Origin of the sequence: Streptomyces sp. NPDC052079, from assembly GCF_040680275.1 — a bacterium.
In the GTDB taxonomy this organism is placed as follows: Bacteria; Actinomycetota; Actinomycetes; order Streptomycetales; family Streptomycetaceae; genus Streptomyces.
On sequence record NZ_JBFAWL010000009.1, the window covers coordinates 136,123 to 155,709 of the forward strand.

Below are 19,587 nucleotides of genomic sequence, written 5' to 3' on the forward strand. Positions count from 1 at the left end.
TCGCGGGTTCCGGCGGCCTCTCCCGGGTAGCGGACGCCGACGCGGTCCCGGATCGCGTCGAGCGTCCGCATCACGGCGAGGGTGCCGTCGAGCGGCACCGGCGGCGACTCGGTCTCGCCGGCCCGCAGGGCCCGCATCACCTCCGCGGCCTCGGCGCGTTTTCCGCGCGGTCATTCGTCCCACCCTGCTCGTGCCTTGTGCCGACTCTGTGATCGTCCCACTCTCGTGGAAGCGCTCCCATGACATCGTCGTCGACGTGGAGCACTCCGCATGAGCTGAGAGCATAGGGAGCCGGTGGCATGAAAAGGGAGGGGTCACGTGCCTGAGGGCGGGGCATTCATACCGAAAACGGCAGAAAGCAGGACACCTGGCGCAGTATCGACAGCGGCCGTCACGGACGGGAAGACGATCCCGCCGGGAAACCGCACCACCACCGCCCGCCGCACCAGCCTGCTGGTCACCCTCCTCCTGGGCGGCCTGACCGCCACCCCGCCGCTGGCGATGGACATGTACCTCCCCGCGCTTCCGGAGGTCACCCAGTCCCTGCACGCACCCGCCGCGACGGTCCAGCTCACCCTCACCGCCTGCCTGGCCGGCATGGCGTTCGGGCAGCTCGTGGTCGGTCCGATGAGCGACCGCTGGGGCCGTCGCCGGCCCCTGCTCATCGGCCTCGCGGTCTACGTCGTCGCCACCGCGCTGTGCGCCTTCGCGCCGACCGTCGAACTCCTCGTCGCCTGCCGGCTCGCGCAGGGCCTGGCGGGCGCGGCGGGCATCGTCATCGCGCGTGCGGTCGCCCGTGACCTGTACGACGGCATCACCATGGCCCGCTTCTTCTCCACACTGATGCTGATCTCCGGAGTCGCGCCGATCGTGGCGCCGCTCATCGGCGGGCAGATCCTGCGGATCACGGACTGGCGGGGCGTGTTCGTCGTCCTCACCGTCATCGGAGTGTCCCTGGCGGCCGTCGTCTGGGCGAAGCTGCCGGAGACGCTGCCGCCCGCCGAGCGGCACGGCGGAGGCATCGGCGAGGCCCTCGGCTCGATGCGCCGGCTCCTCGCCGACCGGGTCTTCGCCGGCTACATGCTCGCCGGCGGCTTCGGCTTCGCGTCCCTCTTCGCGTACGTCGCGGCCTCCCCGTTCGTCGTGCAGGAGATCTACGGCGCCTCCCCCCAGACGTTCAGCCTGCTGTTCGGGCTCAACTCGATCGGGCTGATGATCATGGGGCAGGTCAACGGGAAGATCCTGGTCGGCCGGGTCCGGCTGGACAAGGTGCTCGGCCTCGGTCTCACCGTCGTGATCGTCGCCGCGGTCGCGTTGCTGCTGCTGTCCCTGGGCGTCTTCGGTGACGCGGGGCTGACGCCGATGGCCGTCGCGCTGTTCGTGCTGATGTCCGCGATGGGCGTCATCCTGCCCAACACCCAGACCCTCCCGCTGATGCGCGCCCGCCACGCGGCCGGTTCCGCGTCCGCCCTGCTCGGTACGACGGCCTTCCTCATCGGGGCGATCGCGTCACCGCTGGTGGGGATCGCGGGGGAGGACACGGCCGTTCCGATGGCCGTCGTCCAACTGGTTGCCGCCCTGGTGGCGATGGGCTGCTTCCTGGGAATGTGCCGTCCGTGGAACGAGCGGACGGGAGCGAAAGGCGGGGGCATCTGAGCGCGCCGCGACTTCGCCACGGCACACCGGAACGCGCCGGGCTCGACGCCGGGGAACTCCGGCACCTGGTCCGTGAGGTCCACGCCCGCACCCGCGGCGAACGCCCCTGGGCGGCGGGCGCCGTCGTGGTCGTCGGGCGCGGCCCGGTGCTCGCCGTGCAGGAGGCGGCGGGCTGGGCCGTGCGCTACGCCGCCTACGACGAGAAGACCGACACCCCGGTCGAACTGCCCCCGGCCGCACGCGTCCCGATGACCGTCGACACCCCCTTCGACCTGGCCTCCCTGACCAAGCTGTTCACCTCGGTGGCGGCGGTGCAGCAGATCGAGCGGGGCACGCTGGGCATCGACGCGCGCGTGGGCGCGTACCTCCCGGACTTCACCGCGGCCGTACGGCATGGCATCACCGTGCGCCAGTTGCTCACCCACACCTCGGGGCTGCGCCCGGACCTCCCGCTGTACGCCTGCGCCGACGACGCGGAACGGCTGGCCCTCCTGCGCGCGGAGCGGCCCGTCGGCGTGCCCGGCACCTACTGCTACTCCGACCTCAACATGCTGCTCCTCCAGCACGTCCTGGAACGCCTCACCGGCCGCGGCCTCGACATCCTGGTGGGGGACGGCATCACGCGGCCGCTCGGCATGACCGCGACCGCCTTCGGGCCCTGCCCGTCCGCCGCCGCGACCGAGGACCAGCGGCGTCCGTGGGCCAAGGCGGAGCGGGGGATGCTGCGGGGGAAGGTGCACGACGAGAACGCCTGGGCGCTGGGCGGTGTCGCCGGGCATGCCGGCCTCTTCTCCACCGGACGGGACCTGGCGGTCTTCTGCCGCACCCTGCTGGCCGGCGGCTCCTACGGCCCCGCCCGCATCCTCGGCGCCGACTTCGTGGACCTGCTGTTCACCCCGCCGGGCCTGGGCTTCGCGCTGGACCAGCCCTGGTTCATGGGGGAACTGGCGGGCCGGGGCGCCGCGGGCCATACGGGCTTCACGGGCACGTCCCTCGTCCTGGACCGCGCCACGGACACCTACGTGATCCTCCTGGCCAACACGGTCCACCCCCGCCGCCCGCAGTCGCCGGACAGCAGCCCGAGGGCGCAGGCGGCGACCCGGGTGGCGCGGGCGGTGCGGGGGTTGTGAACGGGCGCCGCTTTTCTGCGGCAGGCTCGCCCTCCGGGTTCCCCTCGCCCGCCCGTGGGCGGGGCGCCGTTCGGCCGGCTCCGGTCAGTAGACTCGCCGGGTGAACGCCTCCGCCTCCCTCAGCACCGCCGAAACCCTGCGCTCCGCCCTCGCCGGGCTGCTGGACGGGCTTCCGGCGCGGCAGGCCGCGGAGGCCGTCGAGCGGCTGATCGCCACCTACCGGGGCGCGACCCCTACCGAGGCACCCATCCTCCGGGACCGCGCCGATGTGGTCGCGTACGCCGCCTACCGTATGCCGGCGACCTTCGAGGCGGTGCGGTCCGCGCTGGAGGCGTTCGCGGACGCCGTGCCCGGCTGGGTGCCCGGCGGCCATGTGGACGTCGGTGGCGGCACCGGCGCGGCGGCCTGGGCGGTCAGCGCGACCTGGGACGGGGAGCGCCCCGTGACCGTCCTCGACTGGGCCGAACCCGCACTCGCCCTCGGCCGGGAACTCGCCGCCGCGAACCCCGCGCTCCGGTCCGCGCGCTGGCAGCGCTCTCGTATCGGAGCGGCGCTCACCGTCGAGAGCACTGATCTCGTCACCGTCTCCTACGTCCTCAACGAGCTCGCCGCCCCCGACCGCGCCGCCCTCGTCGACGCCGCCGCCCGCGCCGCGCAGGCCGTCGTGATCGTCGAACCCGGCACCCCCGACGGCTACACCCGGATCATCGAGGCCCGCGACCGCCTGATCTCCGCCGGCTTCCACGTCGCCGCCCCTTGCCCCCACAGCGCCGCCTGCCCCATCGCCCCCGGCACGGACTGGTGCCACTTCTCCGCGCGGGTCAGCCGTTCCTCCCTGCACCGCCAGGTCAAGGGCGGCTCCCTCGCCTACGAGGACGAGAAGTTCAGCTATGTGGCCGCCACCCGGGTCCCGGCCGCCCCGGCCCCCGCCCGGATCGTCCGCAAGCCGCAGATCCGCAAGGGCCAGGTCCTCCTCGACCTCTGCGAGAAGGACCCGTCCCTGCGCCGCGCCACCGTCACCAAGCGCCACGGCGACCTGTACCGGGCGGCCCGGGACGCCGACTGGGGCTCCCCCTGGCCACCGGTCGCCGACGCCTGACCGGCCCGCCCTGAACCACCCCGTGGCGAGACGCACCGTCTTGTCGGCCTGGTAGATTCGACGTATGGCCCCCAATCAGTCCGCCCCCGATGCCACCCGCCGCAGCCAGCGCTCCCGGCGGGCCATCTACGACGCCGCACTCGCCCTGGTCGCCGAGGTCGGCTACCCGAAGACCACCATCGAGGGCATCGCCTCCCGTGCCGGCGTGGGCAAGCAGACGATCTACCGATGGTGGCCGTCGAAGGCGGACGTTCTCCTCGAGGCGTTCCTGGACCTGAGCGAGCAGGCGGCGCAGGAGGCGGCCGCCCAGGACCGGGCCGACACCGGCCATGAACCCGCCGAGACGCAGTACGCCATCCCGGACACCGGTGATCTCGCCGCCGACCTCAAACAGGTCCTGCGCGCCACGGTCGACGAACTCCGCAACCCCGCCTTCGAGGCCCCCTCCCGCGCCCTGGCCGCGGAGGGCGTCGTCAACGAGGAACTGGGCCGCAGATTCGTCGCCCGGCTCCTGGAACCCCAGCTCCAGCTCTACGTCGACCGCCTGCGCTCGGCCCAGGAGGCCGGAGACGTCCGCCCCGACCTCGGTCCGCGCATCGCCCTGGAACTCTTCGTCTCCCCCCTCGCCCAGCGCTGGCTCCAGCACACCGGCCCGATCGACTACGACTACACCGACACCCTCGTCGACTACGCCCTCCACGGCCTCGCCCCCCGCTGACCGGGCCTCCCGCGCCGTCACCTCCCCAGCGCCGCACTCACCGCCCCCGGCCCCCGCACCGGATGCCGTGCCAGCCGGGCGGGCGCGTCCGTGATGATGCCGTTGCAGCCGAGGGCCAGGGCCCGGTCGCGCTGGGCCGGGGTGACGACCGTGTGGGCCCACACCCGGGGGATGCCCGAGCGCACCGCGCGCCGCAGATCGGCGTCCCGCGCCCTGATGTCGACGTCGAGCAGATCGACGTAGGAGCGCCAGCGCTCGGGGCGGTCGGTGCGCAGCTGCCGGGCCGAGCGCCACAACTGGGCCGGCAGACCCAGCTCGTGGATCCGGCGGGCTACCTCGGGATCGTTGGTGTTCACGAACACGGAGCGGGTCAGGCCGCGCGACCGGATCAGCTCGGCCAGCCGGCCCAGCCCGCGCGGATCCTTCACCTCCAGCATCAGCACGATCCGCCCGCCCAGGCGGTCCAGCACCTCGGCGACCGTCGGCGGCCGCTCCGAGCGCCAGCTCCCCGGCAGCCGGTCGCGCGGCCGCAGCCGTACGCCCCGCCACTCACGCGCGTCCAGGCCCCGGACCTCGCCGCCCAGAAAGGTGGTGCGGTTCAGGGTGGCGTCATGGAAGACGACCGGTGTGCCGTCCCGCAGCACCCGGGTGTCGACGTCGAGCACCTGCGCCGTACCGCGCCGGTACGCCGCCATCAGCCCCGACATGCTGTTCTCGGGCACCTCGCGCGCCCCGCCCCGATGGGCGGCGTACGGGACCGGGGGCAGCGAGTCGACCGTCAGCGGTCCGCGGCCCCACTCCAGCGGCGGATCCCCGCCGTGGCCGCCCGTGAGGGCCAGCGAGACCACGGCCGCCACGGACGCGAGCCCCGGCGACGCGATCCATGTGACCATGCCGACCACGGTAGGGGCGCACATCCCGTGACAGTCCGCAATGACACCCGCTCCGGTGCGCCCCGCGCGCCCCCGTGAGCGCCCCCTTCGCCCCACCGGACCCCCCTCGTCCGCTCCTGTCACCCTCGTCCGACCTGCGCCGATTGTGGGCTACGGCCCCCCGGTGCGCACGAGCGTGGGACCATGGGGCATGCTGATGCGCACGACGGCGAGGCGAGGGGATAGATGAGCGCGGAGTTCGGTGGCCGGAGCGGCCGACAGGGCAGACTCTCCCAGTGGCTGCGCGGACGCCGCACGCAGCAGGCCGCCGACGAAGGCGGCCGTGAGGCCCTGCTGCTCGCCGCCGCCGACGCGGGACTGCCGCTCGCGCCCGCCGCCCACCCCGCCGGGTACCGCTGCTCCTGCGACCGCGTGGGCTGTCCCACCCCCGCCCGGCACCCGGTGTCGTTCGCCTGGCAGACGCAGTCGACCACCGACCGCGCCCAGATCGAGCGCTGGGCCCGCCACCAGCCGCAGGCCAACTTCATCACCGCCACCGGCATGGTGCACGACGTCCTCGACGTCCCCCTCGACGCGGGCCGCGAGGCGCTGACCCGCCTGCTCGACGCCGGCATCGAGGTCGGCCCCGTCGCCGAGAGCGACGACGGCCGCATGCTGTTCTTCACCCTCACCCGCGGCACCCCCGAGGACGAGGACGAGTGGTGGCCGTGCGAGCTGGACTGCCACCCGGAGACCATGGACGAGCACCCCGGCCTGCGCTGGCACTGCCGGGGCTCCTACGTCCTGGTACCGCCCGCCCGGCTGCCCGGCGACGACGGCCGGTCGGTGCACTGGGTGCGCGGCCCCGAACACGCGCTCCCGGACCCGCTGAGCCTGCTTGAGATGCTCACCGACTCCTGCGCCCGCCACGCCGGCGGACACTCCGACCAGGCCGGCACAGCCTGGCCCCTACGCCGCTGAGCCGGACGCGAACTTACTCGCCTGAGCCGGATGCGGAGTTACGCGCCTGAGCTGGAAGCCGGACGCGGACCCTCGCCTCAGCCGGAGACGCTGACCTACTTGTCTGAGCCGGATGCGGAGTTACGCGCCCGATCCGGAAGCCGGACGCGGACCCTCGCCTCAGCCCGACGCTGACCTACTTGTCTGAGCCGGGCGCGGACTTACTCGCCCGATCCGGAAGCCGGACGCGGACCCCACTCGCCCTTCGCCGGAAGCCCGACCCGGACCCTACTCGCCCTTCGCCGACGTCAGCCCCTGGATCCTTCCCAGGACCTCCACCGCCCCGTCGGCCGGAGGATCCAGCGCCACCTCGTTGGAGACGAACTCCATCGTCAGCGACTGCCTGATCTCGCCGGTCGTCAGCGCCAGCACATCCTTGTTCGGCGTCGGCACCGACGCCCCCTGCGCGGCGGTCTGCTTCTCGAAATGGCGCGTGGTGAAGAACACCAGCGCCCCGCCGTCCTCGGTGCGCAGCGCCAGCGGGGCGTAGTCGCCGTTCGTCATCGGCTCGTCGATGTACTGCCTGGCCAGCCCCGGCCGTTCCGCCCGCTTCCCGCGCGCGTCCCGCCAGGCGCTGGTGTGCGGGCCGTCCGAGAAGACCTTCCCGCCGTCCTTGAGGTACGACGCGTAGTCCTTGCTCAACTCGCCCGGCGGCACCGCCACATCGGTGGCGTTCGCGGGCACGGCCTCCGCCCAGCCGTCCTCGTCCGTCTTGAACTCCGGTATCTCCTCCGGGGCCACGAGCGTCAGATACGCCGCTTCCCACGGCTCGTCCAGCCCGTTCCGCGTGAACACCAGCAGCCAGCGCACCTCGCCGCCCTTGTTGCCGGCCGCATCCGCGAGGAACCAGCGCGGCCAGCCCGCCTTCGCGGGGATGGTGAACTTCGCGTCCGTCAGCTTCAGCGGAACGTGCCGGGGATTGCCCTCCGGGCTGTTGGCCCGCCCGGCCTTCAGCCGTGCCGCGTCGATGTCGGCGAGGGGGCCGGTGGTGTAATCGGCGTCCAGGGAACTGTCGTAGGCCTTGTCGGCCTCGTTGTAGGCGGCCGTGAACTCCTCCAGCGCCTTCGCCGCCTCGGCGCGGGTGGTGGCCGGGAGCACCTCGCGCTCACCGTGCACCACCACGCAGCCGCTCGCCGTCAGCGACAGAGCGGCCACGAGCACCCACGTCTCAAGCCCGCGGTGACTGCGGAGCCTTCGAAGGCCGCGATCCCTGCTCATCCGGTACCTTCACCTTCCCCTTCCCGGAGGCGAACCCTACCGGGGCGAGGAAGAGCGCGAGCGTCGGGACCAGGTACAGCAGCCACACCGTGACCTGGAGGACGGTCGGGTCGGGCTGGAAGTTGAACACGCCCTTCAGCAGCGTGCCGTACCAGCTGTCCGGCGGAACGGTGCCGCTGATGTCGAAGGCCCGGTTGGTCAGACCGGGTACCCAGTCGGCTTCCTGCAGGTCGTGGACGCCGTACGCCAGGACACCCGCCGCCACGACGACCAGCATCGCGCCGGTCCAGGTGAAGAACCTGGCGAGGTTGATGCGCAACGCGCCCCGGTAGAACAGCCGGCCGAGCAGCACCGCCGTCGCCAGCCCCAGCGCCACGCCGATCAGCGGACGCGGGCTGCCGTCACCGGCCGCGTGCACCGACGCCCACACGAACAGGGCCGTCTCCAGCCCTTCGCGGCCCACCGCGAGGAACGCGGTGGCCACCAGCGCACCCGTGCCCATCGCGAGCGCGGTGTCCAGCTTGCCGTGCAGCTCCGCCTTCAGATGCCGGGCGGTGCGCCGCATCCAGAACACCATCCACGTCACCAGGCACACCGCGAGGATCGACAGCGAACCGCCGAGCGCCTCCTGGGCCTCGAACGTCAGCTCCTGGGAGCCGAACTCGAGCGCGCAGCCGAACCCGAGCGCGACGGCGACCGCTACCCCGATCCCGGACCACACCGGCCTCAACGCGTCCCGCCGCTCCGTCTTCACCAGATAGGCGATCAGGATGCAGACGACGAGACTGGCCTCCAGGCCCTCGCGCAGACCGATCAGATAGTTGGAGAACACGGTCACGCCTCCTCGGAGAACAGCGCCCGGCCCCACCAGTCGTCCTGGTCGCGGACGCCCGGCGGGACGGCGAAGACTGCCGAACCCACATGCTGGATGTACTCGTTGAGGGAATCCCTGGCCAGGCTCCGTTGGATCGGGATGAACCCGGTGCGCGGATCGCGCTGGAAGGCGAGGAAGAACAGACCCGCGTCCAGCCGGCCCAGCCCGTCCGTGCCGTCGGTGAAGGAGTAGCCCCGGCGCAGGATCGTCGCCCCGGCGTTGGTGTCGGGGTGGGCCAGCCGCACATGGGCGTCGGGCTTCATGGCCTTCAGGAACGGCTCGTCCCGCTCCTTCGCCTTTCCGGCCGGCGCACCCTCGCCCTTGTCACGGCCGAAGATGTCCTCCTGCTCCTGCAGCGAGGTGCGGTCCCAGGTCTCGATGTGCATCCGGATCCGCCGGGCCACGAGGTAGGAACCGCCCGCCATCCACGCGGGCCCGTCCTTCTCCCCGACCCAGACGAACTTCTCCGGCCGGTCCTTCTCCGTCCCGGAGATGTTGCGGGTGCCGTCCTTGAAGCCGAACAGATTGCGCGGGGTCTGCGCGTCGGGAGTCGTCGACGAGGTCTTGCCGAAGCCGAGCTGCGACCAGCGCACCACGACCCGGCCGAAGCCGATGCGGGCGAGATTGCGGATCGCGTGCACGGCGACCTGCGGATCATCCGCGCACGCCTGCACGCACAGGTCACCGTCGCCGCGGTCGCGGTCGAGGTTGTCCCCGGCGAACTTCGGCAGGTCCACCAGTGCCTCGGGCCGCTGCTCGGCAAGGCCGAACTTCCCGAACAGGGAAGGACCGAAGCCGACGGTCAGCGTCAGCCGGGACGGCTTGAGCCCCAGCGCCTCACCGGTGTCGTCCGGAGGTGCCTCGCCCGGACCGCCGTACGCGCCCTCACCGATCGAGCGGCCGGCCGTCATCCGGCGCGCCGCCGCCGTCCATTCCTTCAGCAGCTCGACGAACTCGGCGCGGTCCTCGGTCGTCACGTCGAACGCGGCGAAGTGCAGCCGGTCCTGCACCGGCGTGGCGATGCCCGCCTGGTGCGGGCCGTGGAACTCCACGGCCGCACCCGCGTCCGTCCCGTCCGTCTCCGGTCCGTAGCCGGTACGGGCCACCGCCACCGCGCCACCGGCCGCGGCGGCACCGAGCGCGAGGCCCGCACCGGGAACCCGCCCCACAGCCGCGGCGATGCTTGAATGCCCCCGTGACTGACTACGACGTGCTGCGCGTCTTCTGCGGCCCCCGGGGCGGGTACGGCAACGAGCTCGGTGTCGTCCGCGACGGTTCGGTGCTGCCGGAGCGCGCTGACCGCCAGGAGCTCGCCGCGAAACTCGGCTTCAGCGAGACCGTGTTCGTCGATGACCCCGAGCGCGGGGTGATCGACATCTACACCCCCACCCTGCGGCTGCCCTTCGCCGGTCACCCCTGCGTCGGCACGGCCTGGCTCCTGGACGTGCCCGAACTGGTCGTGCCTGCCGGGGTGATGGGCGCCCGGCAGGACGGGGAGTTCTGCTGGATCGAGGCACGGGCGGAGTGGGCGCCGCCGCGCACCCTGCGCCAGTACGCCACCGCTGCGGAGGTCGACGACCTGCCCGTGCCGCCGAAGGGGGAGTGGATCTACGCCTGGGCCTGGCTGGACGAGCCGGCCGGCCGCATCCGCGCCCGCGCCTTCCCCGGCCGGGACGACGGCATCGAGGAGGACGAGGCGACGGGCGCGGCGGCGCTGCTCCTCACCGACCACCTGGGCCGCGCCCTGAACATCACCCAGGGCACAGGCTCCCAAATCCTCACGGCCCCCCAGCCGCACGGCTGGACGGAAATCGGCGGCCGCGTCCACCTGGAACGCTGACGAGTATCAGCCCAGCCCCGCGACAAACGCCCCCCAGGCGCTCCACCCGAAAAGGATCACCGGCCCGGCGGGTTCCTTACTGTCGCGGACGGGGGCGAGGGCGGGAACATTGTGGGCGAGTTCGAGACACTCGTTGTTGCCGCCGCTGTAGGTACTGCTACGCCACGTCGCGCCCGACAGGTCCGGCGTGCCGTGGCGTGCGGTGTTCATGTCCTGTGCTCCTTGGCCCGGCGGCGGATGACCGTACGGGATTCCACAGGGGACAGCGCGGACGTGCGAGCAGCGTCGAACAACTCCTGGTAGCGCGCGACTTCGGTCTCCCGCTCCAGCCACGTGGAGCCGGTCGGGTTGTCCGCCAGCACAACGTCGAGCGCCGCCTCCTCCGGAAAGCCCAGTACTACGTATGGCCCGAACATACTCGCTCGACCGTGCGAAAGCGGCCGCCTCACGCCGAGCGCGGGAACTCCTCGCCCAGTGCTCGGAACAGCTCCGTGTTGAGGGTGAACGCCCGCTTGCATTCCGCCACGATGCGCTGCTTCTCCGGGTCGTTCACCGGGACGGTGTCCAGCAGTTCGCGGTAGCCGCGCTTGAAGGCGGCCGGGTTGGGGATTCCTTCGAAGACGTAGAAGCGGACGCCGTCGCCCTTGCGTGCGAAGCCCCAGGTCTGCTCCGCCTTGCCGCGGATGATCTGGCCGCCGGAGAGGTCGCCCAGGTAGCGGGTGTAGTGGTGGGCGAGGTAGCCGGACGGCCAGTCCCGGGCGCACTTGGTCACCCGGTCGGCGTAGGTTCGGGTGGCGGGCAGGGCTGTCAGCCTGGAACGCCAGTGCGGGCCGCGGAGACGCGCCAGGTCCTGCTCCAGCGCGGCCAGCCGGAACAGTTCCGGCCGGATGAACGGGCCCGCCACCGGATCCGACGCCAGCCCCGGCGCGCCGGACTCCAGTGCCTCGTACACGAACCACAGCTGCTCGGTGTAGCGCGCATAGGCGTCCAGGCCCAGCCGGCCGCCGAGCAGATCGCTCATGAACGTCGAGGTCTCCGCCTCGGCGTGCTGCTCATGGGAAGCGGTGCGGATAAGGGTCGAGAAGGGGTCCATGGTGCGGGATTTTCTGTGGTTAGGGTTACCTGAGTCGGTGGTTGCCGACGGGGTGTCGGGAACCTCTCCTCCATCATCCCCGCACAAGCGAGGGCCCGCCCTCCGGAAGAGAGCGGGCCCCGGCACAGCGGAAGGGCGGCTACGGGAGCGTGAGGATGTCCGCGCCCGTGTCCGTCACCACCAGCGTGTGCTCGAACTGCGCCGTGCGCTTGCGGTCCTTCGTCACGACCGTCCAGCCGTCGTCCCACATGTCGTACTCGTGGGTGCCCAGCGTCAGCATCGGCTCGATCGTGAAGGTCATCCCGGGCTGGATGACTGTCGTCGCGTGCGGACTGTCGTAGTGGGGGATGATCAGACCCGAGTGGAACGACGAGTTGATCCCGTGCCCGGTGAAGTCGCGCACCACCCCGTACCCGAACCTCTTCGCGTACGACTCGATCACCCGGCCGATGATGTTGATCTGCCGGCCCGGCTTGACCGCCTTGATCGCGCGGTTGAGCGACTCACGCGTCCGCTCCACCAGCAGCCGGCTCTCCTCGTCCACCTCGCCGACCAGGTAGGTCGCGTTGTTGTCGCCGTGCACCCCGCCGATGTACGCCGTCACGTCCAGGTTGACGATGTCCCCGTCGCGCAGCACCGTCGAGTCCGGGATGCCGTGACAGATCACCTCGTTGACCGACGCGCACAGGGACTTCGGGAAACCCCGGTAGCCGAGCGTCGACGGATAGGCACCGTGGTCGCACATGTACTCGTGCGCCACCCGGTCCAGCTCGTCCGTCGTCACACCCGGCGCGATGAGCTTCGCGGCCTCCTCCATCGCCCGCGCGGCGATCCGCCCGGCGATCCGCATCGCCTCGATCGTCTCGGGCGTCTGCACCTCCGGTCCGGTGTACGGCGTGGGGGCGGGCTTGCCGACGTACTCGGGACGACGGATGTTCCCGGGCACGGAACGGGTGGGGGACAGCTCCCCAGGGACGAGCAGCGACTGGCCAGACATGCCGGTGAGTCTAATTCAGCGGCGACGGGGGACCATCCTCATGGCGAGACGGAGAGAGGAGCCGGTCATGCCCCTGTTCAAGAAGCGGACGGTCGGAAAGCCGGGCGAGTGGTACTACTGCCTGGAACACCGGAAGGTCGAGGAGGGCCCCGAATGCCCCGCCAAGGACCGCTTGGGTCCGTACGCGAGCCGCACCGAGGCCGAACACGCCATGGAGATTGCCCGCGAACGCAACCTCCAGTGGGAGAACGACCCCAGGTGGCACGACGCCCCGACGGCCGGACGCGACGACGACTGACCCGGCCGGCCCCGCTACCAGCGCGTGGGCGGCGGGGCCGTCAGCAGGTCGGCCAGCCGCGACAGCCGGTCCCGGAACCGGCGGGGCCCCCTGCGGGCCGGCAGGGCGTTCTCCCCGGCCGCCGCGCTCACCAGGTGCTGCACCGTGTCGAGGTCCAGCTCGGAGCCCTCCGGCACGGGCAGGACCTCGTGCGCCAGCGCCGGCAGCTCCCCCTTACCGGGGCCCAGGGACAGCAGCGTCGCCCCGGCCCGCCGGGCGTCACAGATCCGCTCGAGCAGCGCGGCCGGTGGTTCCCCGGGCGCCACCACCAGCAGCGTCTCGCCCCGTCGCGCCGCCTCCAGCCGCCCCGGCCCCACCGCCAGATGCGCGGGGTCCGAGGGACGTGCGTCATGCCGCACCAGCGTGGGGGCCAGCTCCGGCGTGCCCGACCACGCGGCCTCGTCCACCAGATGCGCCGCCAGATGCCACGGCTCGTAGTCCGGCGTACCCACCAGCAGCAGCCCGCCGCCGTGCGAGACCACCGACCCACGCAGCGTCCCCGCGAAGTGCCGGGTGGCGCCCAGCCACTGCGTCCCGGCGAGCACATCCCGCAGCAGCGCGACCCGTACGGCATCCATGCGGCCGCATCCTGCCCCAACCGCTCGTCCCTGTCGCGCCGTTCACCCCGGATTCGCCCGACCCGGGGACACCGCCCACCACCCAATGACGGCGCTCACCCGGACCGGAAGCGGCGCCGTCACGGACGTAGAGTCGCCCCATGACCTCTACCGACAGCGCACAGCAGCCCGCGAAGGCCCCCGCCAAGGACCCCTGGGACCTGCCCGACGTGTCCGGGCTCGTCGTCGGCGTGCTCGGCGGCACCGGGCCGCAGGGCAAGGGCCTCGCGTACCGGCTCGCCAGGGCCGGCCAGAAGGTGATCATCGGCTCCCGCGCCGCCGAGCGCGCGCAGGCCGCCGCCGGGGAACTCGGACACGGCATCGAGGGCGCCGACAACGCCGAGACCGCCCGCCGCAGCGACATCGTGATCGTCGCCGTGCCCTGGGACGGCCACGGCAAGACCCTGGAGTCCCTGCGCGAGGAACTGGCCGGCAAGCTCGTCGTCGACTGCGTCAACCCGCTCGGCTTCGACAAGCAGGGCGCCTACGCCCTCCGGCCCGAGGAGGGCAGCGCCGCCCAGCAGGCCGCCGCGCTGCTCCCGGACTCCCGGGTCACCGCCGCCTTCCACCACCTGTCGGCCGTACTGCTCCAGGACCCGCAGATCGACGAGATCGACACCGACGTGATGGTGCTCGGCGACGTCCGGGCCGACGTCGAGACCGTCCAGGCACTGGCCGGGCGCATCCCCGGCATGCGGGGCATCTACGCCGGACGGCTGCGCAACGCCCACCAGGTGGAGTCGCTCGTGGCCAACCTGATCTCCGTCAACCGCCGCTACAAGGCACACGCCGGGCTCCGCGTCACGGACGTATGAGGCGATGGGGGACACTGGACGCCGTAGCAGTGTCCCCCGACAGGAGCCCCCGCCCATGCCCCGCCTCGCCCTCTACGCCCTCGCCGTGTGCCTCCTCGCCGTCGCCGCGGCCGTCGTCTCCTTCGTCCGGGGCAGTGTGTTCATCGGCGTCGTCTGGGTGCTGCTGGCGGGTCTGTCGTCCAACATGACCTGGTACTACGTGCGGCGCGGGCGGGCCGAGCGGGACGAGGGACCCGTCACGGGCTGACCGAGCAGACCCCGCTGGTGTCACGCCAGAAGCGGAACAGTTCGAAACCGCAGTAGGTGTCGAACTCGTGGATCCCCAAGGACCCCAGCAGCGAGTCGACGACAGCGAAGAACCAGCCGTTCACCTCCGGCACCCACAGCAGCGCGAACACGAACAGCAGACCGAACGGGGCGAACGGCTCCACCTGACGCCGGATGCCGTACGACAGCCAGGGCTCGATCACGCCGTAGCCGTCAAGACCCGGCACCGGCAGGAAGTTCAGGATCGCGGCCGTCACCTGGAGCAGCGCCAGGAAGGCCAGCGCGAACCGGAAGTCGGCCGGTACGCCCTCCAGCGCGTCCAGCCAGAACGGCGCCGTGCACACGACCGCGAACAGCACGTTCGTCAGTGGACCGGCCGCCGAGATCAGACTGTGCCGCCACCGCCCCCGGATCCGGTCGCGCTCGATGAACACGGCACCGCCCGGCAGACCGATTCCGCCCATGATCACGAACACCACGGGGAGCACGATGCTCAGCAGGGCGTGCGTGTACGTCATCGGGTTCAGCGTGAGATAGCCCTTTGTCCCCACCGATATGTCACCGCTGTGCAGCGCGGTGCGCGCGTGCGCGTACTCGTGCAGACACAGGGAGACGATCCAGGCGGCCGTCACGAACAGGAACACCGCGACGCCCGGCTGGGCGGCGAACCCGGTCCAGGTGGCCCATCCGGTGACCGCCGTGACGGCCAGGATCCCCAGGAAGACCGAACTGATCCTCCGGTCGCTGTGGCGGGTCGGGGCGGTGGTCATGGGACTCCCTGGACTGTCGGGCACTGGGAAACACGCGGGAAACGCGTGGGGGACCGCCCGACCGTACCGGGCGCATGAGGAAAACGTCGCGCGCGGGCGTCCGGTTCCGTGCAGGGTGGGGCGGCCCGGCCACCGCCCGCACCGGTGACCCGCCCGCCGGAACGGCGCCGACCCCCGCCCGCCTCACCGCCGCGACCACCACCGGAGACAATGGACCCCGTGCGCTACCGCATCCTCGGCACGACCCAGGCACTCCGTCCCGACGGCACCGCCGTCCCCGTCGGCGGGGCGCGGCTGCGCGCGCCGCTGACCGTGCTCCGAGCTGACCGTCGTGGACCGGAACAAGGCACGGGGGCGCGACACCCCCGGCCCCGCGTCCCGCTGCCGCTCCCGCGGCCACCCGCACCGCCACCGCCCCCGCGGGCAGTCGTGCCTCCCCCAGTGCCTTAAGGGCCTGGGAGGTGCCCCCAGGGCGGCTCGGGTGGGCGCGACGGATACCCCGCCCGCGCCGGGATGCGCGACACCCCCCGGCGGACAGCCGGGCTGCGCCAACACCCCCCCGCCCCCGGTGACATGCGTCGGCCCCGCCGACGGGGGAAGATCAGCGGGGCCGACAAGGTGGTGCCGCAATGGCTCAACGCCAGCGCCGGCGCTCAGTGCACGGAGTGCGCCTCCGTCGGAAACGCCCCGCCGACCACATCCTCCGCGAACGCCTTCGCCGCCCCGCTCATGACCTCACGCAGATCCGCGTACTGCTTGACGAACTTGGGCACACGCCCGCCCGTCAGCCCCAGCATGTCCGTCCACACCAGCACCTGCGCGTCCGTCGCCGCCCCCGCCCCGATCCCGACGGTCGGAATCTGCAGCACCCGCGTAACCTCGGCCGCCAGCTCCGCCGGCACCAGCTCCAGCACCACCGCGAACGCGCCCGCGTCCTGCACCGCCTTGGCGTCCCGCAGCAGCTGCTGAGCCGCCTCCTCGCCGCGCCCCTGCACCCGGTAGCCCATCGCGTTCACCGACTGCGGGGTCAGCCCTATGTGGGCCATCACCGGAATGCCGGACTCCACCAGCAGCTCGATCTGGCGGTGCGACCGCTCGCCGCCCTCCAGCTTGACGGCGCCCACACCGGCCTCCTTGACCAGCCGGGTCGCCGAGCGCAGTGCCTGCACCGGCCCCTCCTGGTACGAGCCGAAGGGCAGGTCGCCCACGATCAGGGCGCGCGAGGTGCCCCGTACGACCGCGGCGGCCAGCATGGTCATCTCGTCGAGGGTGACGGGCACGGTGGTCTCGTACCCGAGGTGGCAGTTGCCCGCGGAGTCGCCGACGAGCATGACCGGGATGCCGGCTTCGTCGAACACGGACGCGGTCATCGCGTCGTACGCGGTGAGCATGGGCCACTTCTCGCCGCGCTCCTTGGCGGCGGCGATGTCACGGACAGTGATACGGCGCGTGCCCTTGCCCCCGTACAGCGTCTTGCCGTCGGAGGGGGAACCGGACGTCGTCCCGGTCTGGGCAGCCGAAAGCTGCGTCATTGAACCGTCTCCCAACACGTCATCTCGAGGCGCCCTGACGGCGTCCCCGGACCACGTCCATGGTGGCATCCGGACCGCCGGAGGGCCAGAGGTGGCCGGGCCCGTATCAGCAGCCCCCTCACCGGCCCCTGCGCACCCGTTGACCCTCCAACGTCCCGGCAAGAACGAGCCGGAACCGGGCAAGAACTGGGCAAAACACAATCGATACGAGACGGTCTCGTATCGAAAGTCGCTACGCTGGATCCCATGACTTCTCCTGCCGCCCCTGCCCGCCACGTCCCGGAAGCCGTGCACCGGCGCCGCTGGGCGATCCTCGGCGTGCTGATGCTCAGCCTGCTGATCGTCGTCCTGGACAACTCGATCCTGAACGTCGCCATCAAGACGATCTCCACCCCCGCCCCCACCGGTCTGGGCGCCACGCAGAGCGAGCTGGAGTGGGCGATCAACGCCTACACGCTCGTCTTCGCCGGCCTGCTCTTCACCGCGGGACTACTCGGTGACCGGCTCGGCCGCAAGAAGATGCTGATCGGCGGCCTGGCCGTGTTCGGCATCGGCTCGGCACTCGCCGCGTTCTCGAGCTCCCCGGCGGAGCTGGTCGGCTTCCGCGCGGTGATGGGCCTGGGCGCGGCGTTCGTCATGCCGGCGACCCTGGCCGTCCTGATGAACGTCTTCGAACGCGACGAACAGCCCAAGGCCATCGGCGTCTGGGCGGGCGGAGTGGGCCTGGCCATCGCCATCGGCCCGATCACCGGCGGGCTGCTCCTGGACCACTTCTGGTGGGGCTCGGTCTTCCTCGTCAACGTGCCGATCGTCGTCCTCGCCGTCGCCCTGATGCTGTGGCTGGTCCCCGACTCCCGCGATCCGCGGCCCGGCCGGATCGACCCGGTCGGTGTCGTGCTCTCGGTGACCGGCCTGGTCCTGCTGGTCTACGGCATCATCAAGGGCGGCCAGCTCGCCGACTTCACCGACGGCACCGTGCTGACGACGATCGGCGCCGGTCTCGCCGTACTGACCGCGTTCGTGGTGTTCGAGAAGCGCAGCGACCACCCGTCCGTCGACATCACCTACTTCAGGAACAAGGTGTTCTCCGCCGCGATCGTCGCGATCGCGCTGGTCTTCTTCGCGCTCCTGGGCGTGACGTTCTTCGCGGTGTTCTACACCCAGAGCGTGCGCGGCTACTCGCCGCTGGAGACCGGGCTGCTGATGCTGCCGCTGGCCGCGGCCCAGATGTTCTTCGCGCCCCGGGCACGCCTGCTGGTGGACCGGTTCGGCAACAAGGTCACCACCACCGGGGGCCTTCTCCTGCTCGCGGCGACGCTGGCCGCCTTCCTGATCCTGGACGGGGACACGCCGATCTGGATCCTGGAGGTCATCTTCCTCCTGATGGGCGCCGGCATGGCGCACGTGATGACGCCCGTCAGCGTCGTCATCATGCAGGCCCTGCCACGGGAGAAGGCCGGCTCGGCGTCCGCGCTCAGCAACACCTTCCGCCAGGTCGGCGGCGCCCTCGGCGTCGCCGTACTCGGCTCGGTGCTGTCCACCGCCTACCGCACCGACATCGAGGACAAGCTGGTCCTGCTGCCGCCCGGCGCCCGGCACGCCGCCGGAGAGTCCATCGAGGCCACCCTGGCCGTCGCCGACCGGCTCGGCCCGCGCGGCGAAACCCTGGCCGCCGCCGCCGACGACGCGTTCCTGCACGCGATGCATGTCACGGCCCTGTGGGGAGCGGGCGTCGCGGTGCTGGGCGCGGTCGTCGTCGCCGTGTTCTTCCCCGGCCGCATGCCCGCGCCCGAACAGGACGACCAGGAACCGGATTTGGTGACGACGGCGGACTGAAAACCCACGGTCGGCGGGCCGTTGCCGACGCCGACCGGGGAGAATCACCGCAGCCAACCGAAAGGATCCGACAACGTGAGTCCGGCCGGCACCGACCCCAGGCAGGAGGCACCCGCGCGGGGCCGCCCCCGCAGCGAGGCGGTCGAACGCGCCATCATCGACACGGTGATGAAGCTCCTGGAGGACGGCGTGCCCCTCGCGGAGCTCTCCATCGAGCGCATCGCCCGCACCGCGGGCGTCGGCAAGGCCACCATCTACCGCCGCTGGAACGGCAAGGAGGACCTCTTCGTCGACGTCATGCGCGCCGCCGAGCCCCCCGACCCCGAACTCCCCGGCACCTCCATGCGGGACGACCTCGTCGTGCTGCTGGAATCCCTGCGGCTGCGCGGCCTGGCCGGCCGGACCTCGGCGATCCTGCACAACGTGCACGCCCAGATGAAGAGCAGCCCCAACCTCTGGGAGGCCTACCACAACACCGTCATCGTGCCCCGCCGCAGGCTAGGCCTGGAGGTGCTGCGCCGGGGCCGGGACAACGGCGAACTGCGCGCCGACCTCGACCTGGAACTCCTCAACGACATCATCGTGGGCCCGGTCCTGCTCCGCACGGTCATGCGCCCGGACGCCGACCTCCCGGACAACCTCGCCGAACAAGTGGTCGACACCCTCCTCGAGGGCCTACGCCCCGCCGGCGACGAGAACTAGACGGCGAACCCCCGTCCCCAAATATGCGCGTTTCGTCACAGACGACGCTCCCCGCACCCCCACCCGGAACTCCCCGGGCGTCCCCGTACGTCCTCGCCCCCGTACGGCCGCCCCGCGGCGGCAGGAAAGGGACCGATCATCCCCTAGGGTCGTACGGACACGGGGGGCGACGGTGTGCACGGCAGGTTGTGAGG

The 19,587-nt window shown here is 71.9% G+C and carries 21 protein-coding genes and 2 pseudogenes; 11 read left to right on the plus strand and 12 right to left on the minus strand.

The genetic code is table 11. The features are described from left to right. Positions 1–17 precede the first annotated feature (17 nt). Positions 18–158: pseudogene (locus AB0L56_RS16845) on the minus strand (gfo/Idh/MocA family oxidoreductase); the annotation flags it as partial. Between the two features lie 250 nt (positions 159–408). Here AB0L56_RS16845 and AB0L56_RS16850 point away from each other — a divergent pair. The 4 genes from AB0L56_RS16850 (at position 409) to AB0L56_RS16865 (ending at position 4,603) form a co-directional block, all read left to right on the plus strand. Further along, positions 409–1,656, plus strand: coding sequence for a multidrug effflux MFS transporter (locus AB0L56_RS16850; RefSeq protein ID WP_365424168.1), 1,248 nt, complete (start codon positions 409–411; stop codon positions 1,654–1,656). Further along, positions 1,608–2,786 carry a serine hydrolase domain-containing protein gene (locus tag AB0L56_RS16855; protein ID WP_365424058.1) on the plus strand — a complete coding sequence of 393 codons (1,179 nt, stop codon included), beginning with the start codon at positions 1,608–1,610 and terminating at the stop codon, positions 2,784–2,786. Before AB0L56_RS16850 ends, AB0L56_RS16855 begins: the two co-directional genes overlap by 49 nt. 100 nt (positions 2,787–2,886) lie before the next feature. Then, entirely contained in the window at positions 2,887–3,885 is a 999-nt protein-coding gene (locus AB0L56_RS16860) for a small ribosomal subunit Rsm22 family protein (RefSeq protein WP_365424061.1), read from the plus strand. A 64-nt stretch (positions 3,886–3,949) separates the two neighbouring features. Further along, complete coding sequence (locus AB0L56_RS16865) at positions 3,950–4,603, plus strand: TetR/AcrR family transcriptional regulator (RefSeq protein ID WP_365424064.1); 654 nt, start codon at positions 3,950–3,952, stop codon at positions 4,601–4,603. A gap of 17 nt (positions 4,604–4,620) precedes the next feature. Here AB0L56_RS16865 and AB0L56_RS16870 read toward each other — a convergent pair whose 3' ends face one another. Continuing rightward, the gene (locus AB0L56_RS16870; protein WP_365424067.1) at positions 4,621–5,496 is read right to left on the minus strand and encodes a glycerophosphodiester phosphodiesterase; all 876 of its coding nucleotides are present in this window, start codon (positions 5,494–5,496) and stop codon (positions 4,621–4,623) included. 225 nt (positions 5,497–5,721) lie between these two features. On the opposite strand from AB0L56_RS16870, the gene AB0L56_RS16875 reads away from it, so the two are divergent. Next, the gene (locus tag AB0L56_RS16875; RefSeq protein ID WP_361036022.1) at positions 5,722–6,456 is read left to right on the plus strand and encodes a bifunctional DNA primase/polymerase; all 735 of its coding nucleotides are present in this window, start codon (positions 5,722–5,724) and stop codon (positions 6,454–6,456) included. 267 nt (positions 6,457–6,723) lie between these two features. Here AB0L56_RS16875 and AB0L56_RS16880 read toward each other — a convergent pair whose 3' ends face one another. The 3 genes from AB0L56_RS16880 to efeB are packed head-to-tail and all read right to left on the minus strand — an operon-like array spanning position 6,724 to position 9,756. Beyond that, positions 6,724–7,713, minus strand: a complete 990-nt coding sequence (locus tag AB0L56_RS16880) for a hypothetical protein (RefSeq protein ID WP_365424071.1) — start codon at positions 7,711–7,713, stop codon at positions 6,724–6,726. Further along, positions 7,664–8,545 (minus strand): iron uptake transporter permease EfeU, encoded by an 882-nt coding sequence (efeU, locus tag AB0L56_RS16885; RefSeq protein ID WP_365424170.1) that lies wholly within the window; start codon positions 8,543–8,545, stop codon positions 7,664–7,666. Before efeU ends, AB0L56_RS16880 begins: the two co-directional genes overlap by 50 nt. A gap of 2 nt (positions 8,546–8,547) precedes the next feature. Continuing rightward, complete coding sequence (efeB, locus tag AB0L56_RS16890; RefSeq protein ID WP_365424074.1) at positions 8,548–9,756, minus strand: iron uptake transporter deferrochelatase/peroxidase subunit; 1,209 nt, start codon at positions 9,754–9,756, stop codon at positions 8,548–8,550. Positions 9,757–9,782: 26 nt separating this feature from the next. Here efeB and AB0L56_RS16895 point away from each other — a divergent pair, with 26 nt between their 5' ends. Further along, a complete protein-coding gene (locus tag AB0L56_RS16895) occupies positions 9,783–10,427 on the plus strand; it encodes a PhzF family phenazine biosynthesis protein (protein WP_361036013.1) in 645 nt (214 codons plus the stop codon). A 6-nt stretch (positions 10,428–10,433) separates the two neighbouring features. On the opposite strand, the gene AB0L56_RS16900 is transcribed toward AB0L56_RS16895, so the two are convergent. The 4 genes and pseudogenes from AB0L56_RS16900 to map all read right to left on the minus strand — a co-directional run bounded on the left by AB0L56_RS16900 (position 10,434) and on the right by map (position 12,517). Continuing rightward, entirely contained in the window at positions 10,434–10,637 is a 204-nt protein-coding gene (locus AB0L56_RS16900) for a DUF397 domain-containing protein (RefSeq protein ID WP_365424077.1), read from the minus strand. After that, a pseudogene (locus AB0L56_RS16905) lies at positions 10,634–10,849 on the minus strand (Scr1 family TA system antitoxin-like transcriptional regulator); the annotation flags it as partial. The pseudogene AB0L56_RS16905 and the gene AB0L56_RS16900, both read right to left, overlap by 4 nt. A gap of 23 nt (positions 10,850–10,872) precedes the next feature. Continuing rightward, positions 10,873–11,520 (minus strand): biliverdin-producing heme oxygenase, encoded by a 648-nt coding sequence (locus AB0L56_RS16910; protein ID WP_365424080.1) that lies wholly within the window; start codon positions 11,518–11,520, stop codon positions 10,873–10,875. 139 nt (positions 11,521–11,659) lie between these two features. Continuing rightward, complete coding sequence (map, locus tag AB0L56_RS16915) at positions 11,660–12,517, minus strand: type I methionyl aminopeptidase (RefSeq protein WP_361036004.1); 858 nt, start codon at positions 12,515–12,517, stop codon at positions 11,660–11,662. 67 nt (positions 12,518–12,584) lie between these two features. On the opposite strand from map, the gene AB0L56_RS16920 reads away from it, so the two are divergent. After that, positions 12,585–12,815, plus strand: coding sequence for a hypothetical protein (locus AB0L56_RS16920; protein ID WP_361036001.1), 231 nt, complete (start codon positions 12,585–12,587; stop codon positions 12,813–12,815). 14 nt (positions 12,816–12,829) lie between these two features. On the opposite strand, the gene AB0L56_RS16925 is transcribed toward AB0L56_RS16920, so the two are convergent. Next, positions 12,830–13,432, minus strand: coding sequence for a hypothetical protein (locus tag AB0L56_RS16925; protein ID WP_361035998.1), 603 nt, complete (start codon positions 13,430–13,432; stop codon positions 12,830–12,832). 140 nt (positions 13,433–13,572) lie between these two features. Here AB0L56_RS16925 and npdG point away from each other — a divergent pair, with 140 nt between their 5' ends. Then, positions 13,573–14,286 (plus strand): NADPH-dependent F420 reductase, encoded by a 714-nt coding sequence (gene npdG, locus AB0L56_RS16930; protein ID WP_361035996.1) that lies wholly within the window; start codon positions 13,573–13,575, stop codon positions 14,284–14,286. Between the two features lie 4 nt (positions 14,287–14,290). Further along, positions 14,291–14,533 carry a hypothetical protein gene (locus AB0L56_RS16935; RefSeq protein WP_361035993.1) on the plus strand — a complete coding sequence of 81 codons (243 nt, stop codon included), beginning with the start codon at positions 14,291–14,293 and terminating at the stop codon, positions 14,531–14,533. Here AB0L56_RS16935 and AB0L56_RS16940 read toward each other — a convergent pair. Together AB0L56_RS16940 and panB are read right to left on the minus strand one after the other, a co-directional pair. After that, on the minus strand, positions 14,523–15,323 hold the full coding sequence (locus tag AB0L56_RS16940) for a site-2 protease family protein (protein WP_365424086.1): 801 nt from the start codon (positions 15,321–15,323) through the stop codon (positions 14,523–14,525). The genes AB0L56_RS16935 and AB0L56_RS16940 overlap by 11 nt on opposite strands. Before the next feature lie 653 nt (positions 15,324–15,976). Then, on the minus strand, positions 15,977–16,855 hold the full coding sequence (gene panB, locus AB0L56_RS16945) for a 3-methyl-2-oxobutanoate hydroxymethyltransferase (protein ID WP_361035987.1): 879 nt from the start codon (positions 16,853–16,855) through the stop codon (positions 15,977–15,979). 246 nt (positions 16,856–17,101) lie between these two features. Here panB and AB0L56_RS16950 point away from each other — a divergent pair, with 246 nt between their 5' ends. Beyond that, positions 17,102–18,691, plus strand: coding sequence for an MFS transporter (locus tag AB0L56_RS16950; protein ID WP_365424089.1), 1,590 nt, complete (start codon positions 17,102–17,104; stop codon positions 18,689–18,691). A gap of 75 nt (positions 18,692–18,766) precedes the next feature. Then, a complete protein-coding gene (locus AB0L56_RS16955) occupies positions 18,767–19,393 on the plus strand; it encodes a TetR/AcrR family transcriptional regulator (protein WP_365424092.1) in 627 nt (208 codons plus the stop codon). The last annotated feature ends 194 nt before the right edge of the window (positions 19,394–19,587 follow it).